Source organism: Desulfobacula sp., from assembly GCF_021107415.1.
In genome coordinates this window covers 1-16,825 of sequence record NZ_JAIOSW010000293.1, presented here as the reverse complement: position 1 = coordinate 16,825, position 16,825 = coordinate 1, and the positions used below count along the sequence as shown (strand labels likewise).

At 39.1% G+C, this 16,825-nt stretch carries 14 protein-coding genes; 13 read left to right on the top strand and 1 reads right to left on the bottom strand.

What is annotated here, in order from left to right:
- The 3 genes from dnaN to K8S13_RS15300 form a co-directional block, all read left to right on the top strand.
- Window positions 1-1,004: DNA polymerase III subunit beta (gene dnaN, locus K8S13_RS15310; protein ID WP_291463789.1), on the top strand; the 1,004-nt coding region annotated here is incomplete at its 5' end.
- A 14-nt stretch (window positions 1,005-1,018) separates the two neighbouring features.
- On the top strand, window positions 1,019-3,442 hold the full coding sequence (gene gyrB, locus K8S13_RS15305) for a DNA topoisomerase (ATP-hydrolyzing) subunit B (protein WP_291463788.1): 2,424 nt from the start codon (window positions 1,019-1,021) through the stop codon (window positions 3,440-3,442).
- A 104-nt stretch (window positions 3,443-3,546) separates the two neighbouring features.
- Entirely contained in the window at window positions 3,547-4,206 is a 660-nt protein-coding gene (locus K8S13_RS15300) for an AAA family ATPase (protein WP_291463787.1), read from the top strand.
- A gap of 2 nt (window positions 4,207-4,208) precedes the next feature.
- Here the strand turns inward: K8S13_RS15300 and K8S13_RS15295 are convergent, their stop codons facing one another.
- Window positions 4,209-5,408, bottom strand: a complete 1,200-nt coding sequence (locus K8S13_RS15295; protein WP_291463786.1) for an aminotransferase class I/II-fold pyridoxal phosphate-dependent enzyme — start codon at window positions 5,406-5,408, stop codon at window positions 4,209-4,211.
- Between the two features lie 680 nt (window positions 5,409-6,088).
- On the opposite strand from K8S13_RS15295, the gene K8S13_RS15290 reads away from it, so the two are divergent.
- The 10 genes from K8S13_RS15290 to K8S13_RS15245 form a co-directional block, all read left to right on the top strand.
- Window positions 6,089-7,801, top strand: a complete 1,713-nt coding sequence (locus K8S13_RS15290) for an ATP-binding protein (RefSeq protein ID WP_291463785.1) — start codon at window positions 6,089-6,091, stop codon at window positions 7,799-7,801.
- On the top strand, window positions 7,798-8,994 hold the full coding sequence (locus K8S13_RS15285) for an ABC transporter substrate-binding protein (protein ID WP_291463784.1): 1,197 nt from the start codon (window positions 7,798-7,800) through the stop codon (window positions 8,992-8,994). The genes K8S13_RS15290 and K8S13_RS15285 overlap by 4 nt, the downstream gene beginning before the upstream one ends.
- Window positions 8,995-9,003: 9 nt before the next feature.
- The gene (locus K8S13_RS15280) at window positions 9,004-10,731 is read left to right on the top strand and encodes a hypothetical protein (RefSeq protein ID WP_291463783.1); all 1,728 of its coding nucleotides are present in this window, start codon (window positions 9,004-9,006) and stop codon (window positions 10,729-10,731) included.
- Between the two features lie 10 nt (window positions 10,732-10,741).
- Entirely contained in the window at window positions 10,742-11,380 is a 639-nt protein-coding gene (locus tag K8S13_RS15275; protein ID WP_291463782.1) for an ATP-binding cassette domain-containing protein, read from the top strand.
- 4 nt (window positions 11,381-11,384) lie between these two features.
- Window positions 11,385-12,053, top strand: a complete 669-nt coding sequence (locus K8S13_RS15270; RefSeq protein WP_291463781.1) for a CDP-alcohol phosphatidyltransferase family protein — start codon at window positions 11,385-11,387, stop codon at window positions 12,051-12,053.
- Between the two features lie 61 nt (window positions 12,054-12,114).
- A complete protein-coding gene (gene glpA / locus K8S13_RS15265; RefSeq protein ID WP_291463780.1) occupies window positions 12,115-13,722 on the top strand; it encodes an anaerobic glycerol-3-phosphate dehydrogenase subunit GlpA in 1,608 nt (535 codons plus the stop codon).
- Window positions 13,723-13,739: 17 nt separating this feature from the next.
- Window positions 13,740-15,053: a glycerol-3-phosphate dehydrogenase subunit GlpB gene (gene glpB / locus K8S13_RS15260; RefSeq protein WP_291463779.1), complete on the top strand. Its 1,314-nt coding sequence runs from the start codon at window positions 13,740-13,742 to the stop codon at window positions 15,051-15,053.
- Window positions 15,050-16,111 carry a GGDEF domain-containing protein gene (locus K8S13_RS15255; RefSeq protein WP_291463778.1) on the top strand — a complete coding sequence of 354 codons (1,062 nt, stop codon included), beginning with the start codon at window positions 15,050-15,052 and terminating at the stop codon, window positions 16,109-16,111. Before glpB ends, K8S13_RS15255 begins: the two co-directional genes overlap by 4 nt.
- Before the next feature lie 3 nt (window positions 16,112-16,114).
- Complete coding sequence (gene tsaA, locus K8S13_RS15250; RefSeq protein WP_291463777.1) at window positions 16,115-16,600, top strand: tRNA (N6-threonylcarbamoyladenosine(37)-N6)-methyltransferase TrmO; 486 nt, start codon at window positions 16,115-16,117, stop codon at window positions 16,598-16,600.
- A gap of 33 nt (window positions 16,601-16,633) precedes the next feature.
- The coding region (locus K8S13_RS15245; RefSeq protein WP_291463776.1) for a putative sulfate/molybdate transporter at window positions 16,634-16,825 on the top strand (192 nt) is incomplete at its 3' end.

The following is a 16,825-nucleotide window of genomic DNA, read 5'->3' as shown; positions in this document are numbered from 1 at the left end:
CACAGATTAGTATCACAGCCAATGATCTGGAAACCGTTTTTCTTGGAACCTATGAAGCCCAGGTGGAAACAGAAGGGATTTTGTCTATTAATTCTAAAAAATTTTTTGAAATTATCAGAGAATACCCGGAAAATAAAATTTTAGTTAACGAAGTAGAAAACAGGTGGGTTGAAATTGGAAAAGGAGACAGTATTTTTCATATTGTATCTTCAGATTATGAAAATTTTCCTGAAACCCCGGTCATAGAAAATATAGAATTTATAGAAATTACTTCCACAGACCTGAAAAAGATGGTTGATATAGCCTCAATAGTGAATTATTCAGGTGAAGAAAAACGAATTTATGTCATAGGATCTTTGATCGAAAAAATATCAACAGATAATGGAGAAAAAATAAGAATAGTATCAACGGATTCAAGACGGCTTCATTGTTATGATGCACTATTCAAAGGAGAACTTTTACTGCCGGACGAAAGTGTAATTATTCCTAAAAAAGGATTGTCTGAGTTGAGTAAATTTATTGACAGCAGTAAAGACGGTATAAAAGTGGGTATTAAAGATAATTATTTTATTTTTCAAAATAAAAATGAATCCATTATGATTAAACTTCTTGAAGGAGAATATCCCGATTATAAACCCGTGATAAACCATGAAGATATGATTCCCATTGAAATGGACAAAATCATGTTTACAAACCTTATGAAAAGGATATCTATTTTAACCTCTGATGATTTTAAAAGTGTTATTTTAAATTTTAAAGAGAATGAACTGGTGGTTACCATTACCAATCCTGAAATAGGCGAATCAAAAGAAGAGATGATGATTTCATATTCAGGAGAGGAGATTAAAAGTGCTTTTAATCCGAGATATTTTATGGATGCTTTAAACCTTTTTGAAGATAATATTGTTGTTATAAATATTAAAGACAGTAAAAGTCCCTGTATTATCAGGGGTCTTGATGATGATAAACTTATTTGTGTCATAATGGCGATGCATATATCATAACCTAAAGGTCACACGTGAAAAATAATAAAGAAACAAAAGAGTATAGTGCGGACAGCATAAAAGTACTTGAAGGTCTTGAAGCAGTACGTAAAAGACCTTCTATGTATATAGGAAATATCGATCTTCAAGGCCTTCACCATCTGGTTTATGAAGTGGTGGATAATAGTATTGATGAGGCCATGGCAGGAGAGTGTGATAAGATCATTGTGACCATTCATCCTGATATGCGTGTAAGTGTGGAAGATAATGGTCGTGGAATTCCTGTTGAAATGCATGAAACAGAACACATTCCTGCCTGTGAAGTGGTAATGACCAAACTCCATGCCGGGGGTAAGTTTGATAAAGATTCCTATAAAGTATCCGGCGGGTTGCACGGCGTGGGAATTTCCGTTGTTAATGCACTCTCCCAGATTCTTGAAATGGAAGTCTATAAAAACGGAAAAATTTATCATCAGTCCTATTCCAAAGGAAAGGTGATAACCGAACTGATCATTAAAGGGGATACGGATAAACGGGGAACAAAGATTACTTTCACTCCTGATTTTGAAATCATGAATGAGAATGAATTTATTTTTGAGACCCTTACCCGAAGAATGCGAGAGCTTGCATTTTTAAACAAAGGTGTCAGAATTATTATTGAGGATGAAAGATCGGCTGAAAAAGAAAATTTTTATTATGAAGGCGGAATTGTTTCTTTTGTTAAATATTTGAATCGGTCCTGCACACCTTTGCATGATCCTATTCATATTGAAGGGGCTAAAAAAGATGTGCAGATAGAAGTAGCTATTCAATATAATGACACATTTAAGGAAAAACTCTATTCATTTGCCAATAATATCAGGACTCTTGAAGGTGGATTTCATGTATCAGGCTTTAAAGGTGCGTTAACCCGTACTGTAAACTCCTATATTTCTTCGGGATCAAATAATCTGCCAAAAAATATGCAGAGCATTAAAATCGGTGGTGATGATATGAGAGAAGGTCTTTCTGTTATTATTTCCGTGAAACTGATGGAACCCCAGTTTGAGGGTCAGACAAAAACAAAGCTGGGTAATAATGAAGTTAAAGGAATTGTTGAATCTCTTCTCAATGAAAAATTAGCTCAGTATCTTGAAGAAAATCCAATAGTTGCAAAGAAAATTATTGCCAAGGCCGTTGATGCGGCAAGGGCCAGGGATGCCGCCAAAAGAGCCAGGGAACTTGCCAGAAAAAAAGGGACTCTGATGGATTCAACCTTACCGGGAAAACTGGCTGAATGTCAGTATGCAGATCCTGTTGAAAGAGAATTATTTCTTGTGGAGGGAGATTCTGCAGGCGGCAGTGCCAAACAGGGAAGAGACAGACGCTTCCAGGCTATACTTCCCCTTAAGGGAAAAATTTTAAATGTTGAAAAGGCCAGATTTGATAAAATTTTGAGAAGTGATGAAATCAAAAATATGATTACCGTTCTAGGAACCGGTGTTGGCAGTGAAGAGTATGACATTGAGAAGATCAGGTATCATAAAGTTGTGATCATGACGGATGCGGATGTTGACGGATCGCATATCAGAACCCTGTTATTAACCTTTTTTTACAGGCAGATGCCGGAGCTGGTTTCAAAAGGATATTTATATATTGCCCAACCACCTCTTTTCAGGGTAGGTTCAAGGAAAAGCGGGGTATACCTGAAAAACGAAGAAGAGTATTCCAATTACCTTGTAAAGAGAATTACCGGTCAAAAAGATATCTTTCTAAACAGGAATAAAGAACCGCTTTTAGAAGATGAATTTTATTCTTTTTTAATCAATTTATCTGATTATTATACTGCAGTGAATCTGTTGAAGAAAAGAGATATGGATACAAATCTTTTACTGACCCTGATTAAAAACGGAGTGAAAGATAAATTTTTTCTTGCGGAAAAGATAAATTTTATTTCCCTTTCAGAAGATCTTGGAAATAATGGATATACCCTTGGTGAAATAGAGTATGATCCGGAAAGAAATATCTTTGAAATGGATATATATGATAAAAAAGAAAAACAGATCCTTGTGAGAGTCGGCAGAGAAATTCTGGGCACCGGTGATTACAAAAGAATGCTAAAAGGATATGAAAAAATCAAACATTTTGATAAACCGCCTTTTTTCATATCTGCCAAGCAATCAGATGCTAAAGAGAAAAAAGAATATCATTTTGATGATACGAACAGCTTATTTGAATTTATCATGTCAGAAGCTAAAAAAGGTATCAATACCCAGCGCTATAAAGGTTTGGGTGAAATGAATCCCGACCAGCTCTGGGAAACCACCATGAATCCGGAAAAAAGAAATATGCTCCGGGTGGAAATCGAAGACGCTGAAAAAGCAGATGAAATTTTTACCCTTCTTATGGGTGAGGAAGTAGAACCCAGAAGAAACTTCATTCAAAAACATGCCCTTGAAGTTTCTTCACTTGATTATTGATAGGTTTATCTAATAATTGACTTAATTCTGAATTTAATTTATTCTGCGAATATACCTCAAAAATAATTTATTTACCACGTTTATTATTAAAAAAGGAGGTTATCATGAGCAAGTCTATTCATAAAATAATCAATGAGCAGATCCAAAGATGGGAAATGGGGAATAGGGAAGATAAGCCCATTCAGGAGACCGTCAATGTTATCACCATATCCAGGGAATCCGGCAGCCGGGGATATGAAGTTGCAAAACAACTTTGCCGGGAAACAGGGTTTGATCTTTTTCATCATGAAATAGTTGATGCCATGGTTGAGACATCAAAGAGCAGCCGGGTTCTTCTTGAAACCCTGGATGAAAAAGGAATGAATATCGTTGATGATATTGTATCCAATTTTGTGAGTGAACATCATCTGTGGTCGGATGAATATTCAAAACTCCTGTTTAAGATACTGGGCACCATCGGCAAGCATGGAAATGCCGTTATTCTCGGAAGAGGTGCCAATTGTGTTTTAAAAAAACAAAAAGCCCTCAGGGTAAGAATTGTTGCTCCCATGATAATCAGGCGTGACTATATACAGAAAAGTCTTAATCTGAGCAAAGATGATACGCAAAAACATATCGTCAGCACAGACGCCAACAGAAGTGCCTTTGTAAAAAGGTATTTTAACAGTGATGCAACCGATCCTGCTAATTACGATCTTATTTTAAACACAGGTACCCTGTCTGTTGAAAAGGCGGTGCAGGTAATAAAATGTGCAATCAGTTGAAATTAAACACTCATAGTTTCCATGGCCTTTTTCATTTGGCGAACGGCCTGTCTTAACCGTTCCTCATTTTCCACCAGGGCAAGACGCAGGAAACCTTCTCCTTCTTCGCTGAATCCTGTTCCGGGAGCTACTGCCACATTTGCCCTGTCCATCATTTCAATGGCAAACTGCATGGCGCTCATTTTATTAAAGGGTTCCGGGATTTTTGCCCAGATAAACATACCGGCTTTTGGTTTTTTAATGTCCCATCCGATTCTTTCAAGGCCGCTGCACAAAATATCTCTTCTGGTTTGGTATATGTTCGCCAGCTCGGGAATAGTATCATCACAATCGCGCAATGCAATAATACCGGCCACCTGGATGGCGGAAAAGATTCCATAGTCAAAATAACCTTTAATTTTTCCAAGGGCCTGAACAATCTCAGCGTTTCCCACACAATATCCGATTCTCCACCCTGCCATGTTATAGGATTTTGAAAAAGACCCGAATTCTACTCCAACTTCCTTTGCACCGTCCACTTCAAGAAAACTTGGGGCTTCATATCCATCAAAAGTGATTTTTGAATAGGCAAAGTCGTTGATGACCATAAATTTAAAGCGTTTGGCAAGCTTTACTACTTCTTTGAAAAATTCCCTGTCTATCACAACCCCTGTGGGATTATGAGGGTAATTAAGCATGAGAACTCTGGGTTTGGGATAACACGCTTCACAAATATTGATGATGCGGTCAAGAAAACTTTTTTCAGGTGCTATGGGTATTTTCATGACATTGGCTCCTGCAATGACAGCTGCATAAATATGCACCGGGAATGCAGGGGCGGGTACAAGTACGGAATCTCCCGGGCCCATAATGGCCAGGCACAGATGGGATATCCCCTCTTTAGAACCAATGGTGAAATAAGTTTCTGCTTCAGAATCAAGATCAATATTGTAATGCCGTTTGTAATATTTTGCGATTTCAATTTTTAAATGCAGCATACCGGAGCTTTCCGGATATCGGTGTGATTTGGGGTCTTTAGCCACTTCAACCAGCTTTTCAATCACTGCATCAGGTGTGGGATCCATGGGGTTTCCCATACCAAGGTCAATGACATCATCCCCGTTACGTCTTTTATCCATTTTCATCTTGTTGATCATTCCGAATAAATAAGGGGGCAGTTGATCCATACGGCTTGCAAAACGAATAATATTGTTATCTTCCAAAACAAAACTCCTTTGTAAAACTTTATCTTGTATAGGTTGAGTGATTATGTATCATATATTCGAAATGTTTTATTGTAAAGGTTCCGGAAAATCAAATTTTATTTTTGGAAATTAATTTGTGTTGTTCCACTCCATATTGTATGCTGACTTTTATTAAACTTCCAGAATTATAAAAAAGTGATCTTGTCCTTATGCTAAAGGGTTTTTCTAAAAAAAATTTTTCTGACCTGAGAAATTACTCAGAATACCAGGTCCTTTCCCAGAAAATATTTATAAGGGTTCTTACAATTATCGGCCTGCCTATATTCATAATTTTCGGCATTCAGGATTTGTATCAATCCCAGTATTTTTCGGCTGGAATCGCCCTTATAATGTTTTTGACACTTTGTTTTTTAATATTTGATTTAAACAGGAAGCCTGAGGTTCAAAGGTCGTACTCATCCCAAAAAATTATTATTCGGTTTTTACTCATTATTTTTATTTTTTATTTTCTGTATGTTATTGGTTTCGAAAAAAGTCTCAGCAAAGCCCCTTGGTTTTTAATTTTTCCGGTGTTGATATTTTCTATTGCTAACAACAAAGAGACACTGGTTTGGATTTTTTGTATTGCGGCTATCTTGGTTCCTTTACTTTTTCATGCTAACCTGGACTCTTCTCCTGATGAGATATTTCGTTTAAAAGTGAGATTACTCATCATCTTTGGAGTGTTGACCAGTGTCACTTTCATCACAACTGCGATTATACGGTCAGTCATTGGGAATCTCATCGACAGCAAGAAGGAAATTCATAACACAAACCTGAGACTCAATAATGAAATTAAAGAACGAAATAAGGCAGAGGAGCAAATCCAGGCATCTGAAAAAAAGTTTCGTGAAATCATAGAGGATGTATCAGGGATATCTATTCAAGGGTATGATGAACAAAGAAAAGTAATCTTCTGGAATCAGGCAAGCGAAAAACTATACGGATATACTGAACAAGAGGCTTTAGGAAAGAAAATCGATGATCTTATTGTACCGTCAGGTATGCGTGAGCAGATACAAGGACTCATTCAAAAGTGGATTGAATACGGAGAAAAAATACCAGCAAAAGAAGTTGAGTTAATAGATAAAAATGGCAATATCGTGCCTGTTTTTTCTTCCCACGTTATGCATGAGACACCCCAGGGCAAAGAAAGGTTTTGCATAGATATTGATCTTACCGAGCTTAAGCTGGCACAAGAAGAAAAAATAAAGGCTCAACAAATTGCAGGTGAACATGAAAAACTGGCATTGGTTGGACAGATAGCAGGAAAAATGGCCCATGATTTCAATAACATTCTTGGCATTATTATGGGTAATACAGAACTCTCACTTCTTGACTGTAAGGATGCAGAAACAAGAAAGACACTGGAATTAATATTTGAGCAGACTTTGCGGGGAAAAAATTTAACCAGAAATTTGGTTGCCTTTGCCAAGGACCAGGAACCTAGACGGGAATTTTTTAGGATTTATGATAAAATAGATCTTGTTTTAAGTCTGCTAAAAATTGATCTGAAAGAAATTGAACTGATAAAGGAAGATAAGCCGGGAGTTCCGGACCTGCTTGCTGATCCCGGGATGATCGAACATGCACTGGTAAATCTTGTGCAAAATTCAATTCATGCCTTAAGTATGGTTGACCAACCCAGAATAATTATCAGGACGTATTGCTTAAGGAACAATATCTGTCTTGAAATTGAAGATAATGGGTGTGGAATTCCCAAAGAACATCTTGAGAAGATTTATGAACCCTCTTTCACCCTGAAAGGAAGCTGCGATGTGACCGGTTCATATAAAACCGGGATTAAAGGAACCGGTTATGGGATGTCCAATATAAAAAAATATATTAAGCAGCACAAGGGCAGTATTTTTGTTGAATCTGTCTTTGGATCAGGTACGAAATTTACCATCAACCTGCCTGTCATTAAAAAAGAATTAACAAATGAAGAAAAAACCCAAATCCAAAAAAAAATAACACATTTTGAAAAATATATCCTTCTTGTGGAGGATGAGACGGCTATTTCAGATATACAATACCGGATATTGACACAGGAACCCTGTAACCACAAGGTTGATATTGCTCAGAATGGACAGATTGCAATGGATCTGTTTAAAAGAAATGAATATGATGTTGTAAGCCTGGATTATGTTCTCCCGGGGAAAATTAATGGGATGGACGTATATCATCATATCAGAAAAGCAGATAAAACCCTTCCAATACTATTTGTTTCCGGGAATATAAATTTTTTAGAGTCCATAAAAGAGTTGAAACAAAAAGATCCCTATATTGATCATCAATCAAAACCCTGTCAGAATAAAAATTATGTATATAGCATAAATAGATTACTGAAAAGGAAACTTACCATATCATGAAGCGGTTTTTTTTAATTTTACTGGGGTTGACTTTTTTATCAAGTTTTTCACAGGCCTTTGCAAAAGATTGGTTTGAGATTGTAAAGGCAGCAAAAGGGCAAACTGTATATTTCAATGCCTGGGGCGGCTCTCAACCTATCAATGAGTATATCGCATGGGCCGCAGAAGTTGTACAAAAAAAATATAAGGTCCGTGTGGTCCATGTAAAAGCAACAGATATTGGTGATGTGGTTTCCCGCATTTTTATTGAAAAAGCAGCAAAAAAATATAAAAGCGGCAGTGTGGATCTGATGTGGATTAATGGTGAAAATTTTAAGGCCATGAAAGAAAACAAGCTTTTGTATGGTCCTTTTTCTCAAAAATTGCCTAATTATCATCTGGTGGATACAGAAAATAAAAAAACAGTGCTTTATGATTTTACCATACCGGTTGATAACATGGAATCACCTTGGGGAATGGCCCAACTTGTATTTTTATATGATAAGCAAATGGTGCCAAAACATCCAAAAAGCATGTTAGATCTTCTTGCATTTGCCCGGAACAATCCAGGAAGAGTAAGCTATCCAGCCATTCCGAGTTTTCATGGCACGACATTTATTAAACAGGCGCTTCTTGAGTTGATCCATGATCCTGAAGTGCTGAATCATCCGGTGATTCAGTCGGATTTTGAAAAAAATACCCGGCCTTTATGGGATTACCTGGATGCATTACATCTTTTTTTGTGGCGAAAAGCAAAAGTATTCCCGGTAAGTGCTTCCCAGATGTTAAGTCTTTTAAATGATAATGAAATTTTTATTTCCCTAAGCTTTAATCCAGGTTCTGCCAGCAATGCCATTGAAAACGGCGAGCTTCCCAACACCGTAAGGACTTATATCCATACCAAAGGCACTATTGCCAACTCTCATTTTGTGGGCATACCCTTCAACTCATCTGCCAGGCAGGGAGCAATGGTGTTTGCCAACTTTCTTTTAAGTCCCGAGGCCCAGGCAAGAAAAGCAGACCCGAAGATCTGGGGGGATCCAACTATACTTGATACACGAAAACTTGCAGGTAAGGATAAGGCCTTATTTGATGCTGTTCCAAAAGGGATTGCAACCCTGACACCCAAAGACCTGGGCCAGGTTTTACCAGAACCCCATGTTTCATGGGTTCAAGCCCTGGAAAAAGAGTGGCTTAAACGGTACAGCAAATAAACAAAGATAATGACGCAGATGCCTGGACAGGAAAAGAGCCGCATTTTTCCTGTCTTTGTTATCGGTTTGTTTTGTATATCTATTCTGGCAGGTCTTCTTGGAACAATCCTGCCATCCATGAACTACCTGCCCGTTATAGGGCATACACAGTTTTCATTATCTGTCTGGTTTGATCTTTTTTCTTACCCGGGTATTCAAACATCCATCCTTGTGACGCTTTTCTCCGGGTTAACAGCCTCTTTTGGTGCTGTAAGCCTTGCCTTATTATTTATTTCCTTTTCTTATGGAAATGCATTATGGAAATTTTTTGAAAAAATTCTTTCCCCAATTCTTTCGATTCCCCATGCAGCATTTGCCATTGGCTTTGGTTTTTTAATTGCACCTTCCGGGTGGGTAATGAGGATGGTATCACCGTCCTTGACTGGTTTTACCTATCCACCGGACTGGATTCTTCTCAATGACCCTGCAGGAATTAGTCTTACTATTGCATTGGCGATCAAAGAGTTTCCTTTCTTGATTATGGTTACCATGGGTGCCCTGGGTCAGCTTGATATTGAAAAAACACTTTTGGCCGGAAGGGCGCTTGGGTATAAAAAAGAGCAGATCTGGATGAAAATTTTAATTCCAAAATTATATCCTCATTTACGGCTATCAATTTTTGCCATCATTGCCTATTCTCTTTCAGTTGTGGATATGGCCATTATTTTGGGCCCAAGCTCTCCACCAACACTTGCCGTACTGATTTTGAAATGGTTCAATGATCCGGATGTAAGCTTTAAACTGCTTGCTGCAGCCGGGTCTTTATTTCTTTTTTTTATTGTGCTTTTAAGTATTTTATCTGTTTATCTTATCGAAAGAACAGCCGGTTTTTTTTCAAGGTTCTGGATTACAAATGGAAAACGGCACTCTTTTTTAACACGGTTTAAACCGATAGTTTTTTATATAGTAATTTGCACTATCCTGTTCACCGGTGTTTGCTCTGTTATTCTTGTAATCTGGTCTTTAACATGGCAGTGGCGTTTCCCTGATTTTCTTCCAGCAGCATGGACACTAAAACTCTGGGCCAAGGGTCTTGTTTCATCTTTTGATCCCGTGATGACAACCTTGTTAACAGGAATGGCATCGGCTTTCATCGGACTGATTCTTACCATCGGCTGTCTGGAGCATGATGTCAATTCCAAAAAAAATCAGATCGGGAAAAACAAGACCCAAAATTATAACAAGTATATCCATTATTTCTTATATCTTCCGTTACTGGTTCCCCAGATCACATTTATGGCAGGTATTCAGCTTCTGCTGGTTATCATGAAGATGGACGGTTATTGGATTACGCTTATGGGGTCTCACCTGCTGTTTGTACTGCCCTATATGTTTATCGCCTTAAGTGCCACATATCTGGCTTTTGACGGACGGCTTACCGACCAGGCAATGCTTTTGGGAAAATCTTATACAATTGCTTTGTTTAGAATAAAATTACCCATGCTGTTAAGACCGATCTTGTTTTCTTTTGCCATCGGGTTTTCCGTGAGTGTGGCACAATATATTCCCACGATGCTGGTGGGCGCAGGAAGATTTTCAACGATTACAACAGAGGTTGTTAATATTGCATCGGGCTCAGATCGAAGGGCCATTGCGGTTTATGCTCTTATTCAGCAGCTTTTACCCATGATTATTTATGCAGTGGCCATTATCTTCCCCAAATTTTTGTATTACAATAGAAAAGGAATGCAGGTATAAGGAAAAGATTATGTCTCTTGAATTGGAAAAGGTCAGCATATTAAGGCAGGGGTCGACCATATTTGATCCGGTGAATCTTGTAATTAAGCCGGGTGAGATTACCACCATTATGGGGCCAAGCGGGTGTGGAAAGTCCACACTTTTGTCTGCTGTGTCAGGAAGCCTGGACCCTGTATTTACCCTCAAAGGGTCCATCCGCTTATATGGCCGGAATATGCTAACCCTGCCCATGGAAGAGCGGAATATCGGACTGCTTTTTCAGGATGATCTTCTTTTTCCTCACATGGATATCGGTAAAAACCTTGCCTTTGCCATTAAAGAGAAAGTATCCAGGGTCCAACGAAAAAGAAGAATCGACAAAGCCCTTAAAACAGCAGGGCTTGAAGGGTTTGAAAAGCGTGATCCCTCAAGCCTTTCAGGAGGACAGAAAGCAAGGGTCAGTCTTTTGAGAAGTCTTTTGGCCGAACCTGCTGCCCTGCTGCTGGATGAGCCCTTTTCAAAACTTGATCAAACCCTTAAGGTAAAAATCAGACCCTTTGTTTTTACTCAGATAAGAAGAATGAATATTCCGGCACTCTTAGTGACCCATGATCCCATGGATTGCCCAGAGGGCGGGATGATATTAAACCTGAACAAAGAAGAAGGATAAATCCATGCTCGATCCCTGGGCGATAAAATTAGTTCAAATACCTTTGAAAGCCTGTGCCCGTATCCTTAAAAAAAAAGATATCAAACCGGACCAGGTTACAATTGCCGGTTTTGGTATAGGGCTGCTTGCTTTTTTTGCTCTATGGATGAACTGGTACATAATCGGTTTGTTTTTTATCATCTTGAACCGGTTCATGGATGGGCTGGATGGAGCCCTTGCAAGACTGACGAATAAAACAGATGCTGGTGGGTTCCTGGATATCTGCCTGGATTTTATTTTTTATTCCGGTATGGTTGCAGGTTTTGCTTTGGCAGATCCTCAAAATAATGCCATTCCCGCAGTCTTTTTGTTACTGAGTTTTGTGGGAACAGGGACCAGTTTTCTTGCCTTTGCCGTCATGGCCCAAAAATATGATTTGAACAGTCTGGCCTATCCTCATAAGGCCATGTATTATATTGGAGGACTCACCGAGGGCACGGAAACCATTATTTTTTTTACAATAATCTGTATTTTTCCGGATCATTTTTCTTTCTTTGCCTTTTTTTTTGCTTTTCTTTGTCTGATTACTACGATAACAAGGGTTTGGTCAGGATATGCAAGATTGAAAGAAGTTGCCAAGAATAAGGAAAAGATGGTATTTAAACAGAGCATGGAGATTGGTAACAATCCATAACTTACAGGTAATAAATTTGAAATCGGGGCTATTATCCTGAGTTTTGATGGAGAAACTGCTTTTGATTCAACAAAAGGCCAGGCAATTCATGATTGAAAAGAAAAATTTAAAAACAGATGTCCTTATTATAGGCGGCGGTGTTACCGGGACCGGGCTTGCAAGGGATCTATCTTTCAGGGGGATTTCATCCATCGTCCTGGAAAAGGACATGATCAATTCCGGTGCATCCGGCAGAAATCATGGCCTTCTTCACAGCGGGGCCAGGTATGTCTCTTCTGATCTCATATCAGCGATGGAATGCAAAAAAGAAGGGGATATCTTAAAAAAAATTGCCCCTCACTGTATTGAAGAGACAGGTGGACTTTATGTGGCTACCCGGAAGGATAAAGAAGATTATATTTCCTTGTTTCCACAACTTTGTAAAAAGGCCGGGATTCCCTGCCGGAAATTGAGTGTGAAACAAGCCATGGAGCTTGAGCCCGGTCTTTCAAATGAGATCGTGGCAGCCTTCAGGGTTGAAGATGCTTCGGTTGATCCCTTTCATATCAGCCTCGAAAATATGAACCAGGCCATTGAATACGGGGCCAGGTATTTTAGCCATTGCAAGGTTACAAAATTTATTACCACATCCAGAGTCATCCAAAAAGTTGTGGCCAGAGACCTGTTGAATAAAAGAATATTTGAAATAGAATCAAATATTGTGGTAAATGCGGCAGGGGCATGGGCAGGTGAAATAGCAGAGCTTGCCGGAATTCACGTGGATATGATTTATTCCAAGGGGAGTCTTTTGATTACCCATAACAGGATTACCAACCGTGTGATAAACCGGTTGAGAATTCCTTCTGACGGGGATATCCTGGTTCCCGGGGGTACAGTGTCTATTTTCGGAACCACTTCCAGACGAATAGACAGCCTTGAAAAGATACAGCCCTCCATTGAAGAGACCGATCTTCTGGTAAAAGAAGCAAAAGCCATCGTACCCGTGCTTGAGAACACAAGGATTATCAGGGCCTATGCCGGTGTCCGCCCCTTAATCGGTGAACAGGGTTCCGGTCAAGGCAGTTCAGGTGATGACCGGTCTGTTTCAAGGGGCTTTGTCTTGATGGATCATGAAGCACATGAAATCGATAATTTTATCACCATTACCGGTGGTAAAATGACGACTTTTAGATTAATGGCTGAAAAAACAGCAGACTTGGTTGCAAAGAAACTCAAAAACACAAAGGAGTGCGAGACCGCATTAAAACCATTGCGATCCAAAGCCCCCAGCCAGATGACAGAAGCCGGGATATCCTTTCGGCTTTGGGCAAAAAAGGGCAAGAAAGATGATATTACCATGTGTGAATGTGAAATGATTTCAAAAAATCAGTTTAAACAGCTGATATCATGGCTTAAGGAAACCAAGAAAAAGCCCGATCTCAACGCTCTTCGTATCCACTCACGGCTGGGTAAGGGAGCCTGCCAGGGAACCTTTTGCTGTCAGAGGGTTACAGGATTCATGTATGACGAAGCATACCTGAAAGATGATGATGGTATTTATAATATAAAAGATCTGCTCCATGAACGGTTTATCGGGCAGCGTCCGGTTTTGTGGGACGGTCAGCTCTCCCAGGCAGAGCTTTGTGAAGCCTTGTATTGCGGATTTTATGGGCTTGAATTTGAAAAATAACAAGGAATGAGGTTTTAATGGAATCTTTCCAACATATTGAAACAGATCTGTTTATTATCGGATCAGGTATGGCCGGTATGTCAGCCGCCCTTTTTGCAGCGAACCGAAAGATTAACAGTGTGGTTGCCGGTGGTGCAGGCGGATTTGAATATTCAAGTGGTCTTTTGGATCTGTGGGGACTATCCCTGACCCAAAAAGGCCTGACACAAAGAGAAAGGGTCAGTAAAAAGCCCTGGGACATGGTTTTAAAAATTTATGATCAAATGCCGGATCATCCTTACGCAAAAATAAAAAAAGAACCGTTAAAACAAGCGTTTTATGAACTGATAAAATCCTTGAAAAGTCAGGGGTTGACCTATACAGGATATGATGCCTTAAACTCAATGGTCATGACACCCTTTGGCACTCTGAGGCCCACCTATCGACTGCCCGTCACCATGAGATCAAATATTGAAGCATTCAAGAAAAAAGGGCCATGTCTGATCCTTGATTTTAGAGGATTGCGAGAATTCTCTGCTGTTTTTTTTAAAGAAATGATGAAAAAAAATTGGCCCGGTATCAGAACTCAATGTCTTGAATTTCCCGGCACCCAATTGCGATCAGAAGTATTTACACCCTTTTTAGCAAGAAGTTTGGAAACCGAGCAAATACAGGAAAAATTTTTAAAACTGGTAAAACCGCTTTTGAAAGGAGAAAGCTATCTGGGTCTTCCGGCTATTTTAGGTGTTCAATCTTCAGGAAAGATCCTGAACATGCTGGAAAAGGAACTGAATATCAAAGTATTTGAAATACCAACATCACCTATCTCTGTTCCCGGGATCAGGCTCAAAGAAACACTGATGAAAGCCATTGAAGGTTCAAGTGTCACCCTGCTGCAGAACCAGCGGGTGATAAAGGTGTTGAAAGCATCAAATAAAGGATTTGAGTGCCAATTAGGATCAAAGATTTTTCCTGCCATTGTACATGCAAAGGCGGTATTGCTGGCAACAGGAAGGTTTTTGGGAAAAGGCCTTTATGCTGACCAGAAAAAGATTTATGAAAGTATATTTGATCTGCCGGTTTGCCAGCCAAAAACCAGGAAAGAGTGGCACAGGCCTGATTTTTTCAATCCGGACGGTCACAAGATCAATCAGGCAGGCATTGAAACAGATGATTTTTTCAGGCCGGTCACGAAAAAGAAAAAACCGGTTTTTAATCATTTGTTTGCCTCGGGCTCCATCCTGGCCCATCAGGACTGGATGAGAAGTAAATGCGGTGCCGGGCTTTCCATTGGAACAAGCTTTCATGCCATCCAATCCTATCTTCAAATTCAGAATGGAAAATTTATATGAAAAAATTTGAATCTGATGCGAAAATAGTTCTGAATCACCTGGGAAGATTAACCAGTTTTTTACAAAACCTGGATGCCAATGCAAGCAAAGAAGATAGCTTTAATTTTCCCTTGGAAATCATCCGAAAAACCATGATGTTTGATGTCAGCGTGTTATATAAGGTTTCCAATATCATTGAAAACAGGTTGATACTTGAAATTGTAAAAGTTATGGATCCAAAAGGCTTACGAGTTGACCTTAAAGAAGGCAGGAAACTAAGATTGTTTTTGGATAACCCGGACAAAAAACATGTTAATGAAGTCAGGGCATTCCTAAACAGGCGGACTTCATATATCAACGTACCGGGAATGGGATGCGATATCATGGGTTATGTCTATTTACCGGAAAATTTTGGCGGGGCCTATCTTTTTGGCGGCGATTTTGGCGGGAAAGAGTCTTCCATTAAGGATCATGAAGTGGCTTGTATTGAAATTATGTGTAATTTTTTAAGTACTATTTTACTCAAAACCCGGTTCGAACATCAGGCAGAATATGATAATCTTACAGGGCTTTATAACAGTGGTAAAATTAAACAAAAAGTTGAAGTAAAAATAAAACGGTTTGCACGAAAGCCTTCCTCATCTGCCTGCATTGTCATGGGGGACATTGATTTTTTTAAAAAGGTCAATGATACTTATGGGCATATTCAGGGTGATCTGGTGCTAAAAAAGGTGGGGGATATCCTTTCCAAGTCCATGCGAGAGGTTTTTGATGTTGCCGGAAGGTATGGCGGAGAAGAATTTTTATTGATTTTTGATGAAACAAATGAAGAAACAGGCTTTCAGGTTGTTGAAAGGTTGCGAAAAAATATTGAAAAAACAAAATTTGAAAAGGCAGATGAAACAGGAAAAATTCTGAAGAATAAATTTTTAAATATTACCATGTCGTTTGGGATTTCCGGATTTTATAAAGATTCGGGTGTAAAAAATGCAATAGACTGGATCAGCCGGGCAGATAATGCCCTTTATAAAGCCAAGCAAAATGGAAGAAATAAAACAATAGTATTTAAAGGACAATAAACAATGAGCATCAGTATTAGTCCAATCGGTATAATCGAAACACCCTTTGACGATTTAAAAGGCATGCCTATACAGCCCTCTGGAGCTGCTAAAATTCAGGGAACCATTGTCATAGACAGGGAATATGAACAGGGTTTAAATGATCTGGAAGGATTTTCCCACATCATTCTTCTCTATCATTTTCATCAGTCACAAGGATATAGCCTGATCGTCAAACCTTTTATGGATGATCATAAAAGAGGTCTTTTCTCCACGCGGGCACCCAGACGGCCCAATCCCATCGGGCTCTCCATTGTCCGGTTGCTCAAAAGAGAAGGTAACAGGTTGATTATTGAAGGAATAGATGTGCTGAATGGAACGCCGCTGATTGATATCAAACCCTATGTCCCGAAATTTGATACAAAAAATGTGACAGCAGTTGGCTGGCTTGAAAATAACCAGGAAAAATCTGAATTTTTAAAATCTGATGACCGGTTTATTGAAATCTGAAATACGTTTAATCTCAAATAAAAGGAAGATCCTTTGACACTGAAATACCAGTTTAACCGGCAGGAATTTGCAGGCTCTTTAGGGGATCTTGGAACCATTCTGCCATTGGCACTTGGTATGATTCTGGTCAATGGTTTAAGTTCAACAGGGATATTTTTTTCTGTAGGACTTTTTTATATCTTAACAGGCGTCTATTTTGGGATTACAGTCCCTGTCCAGCCCATG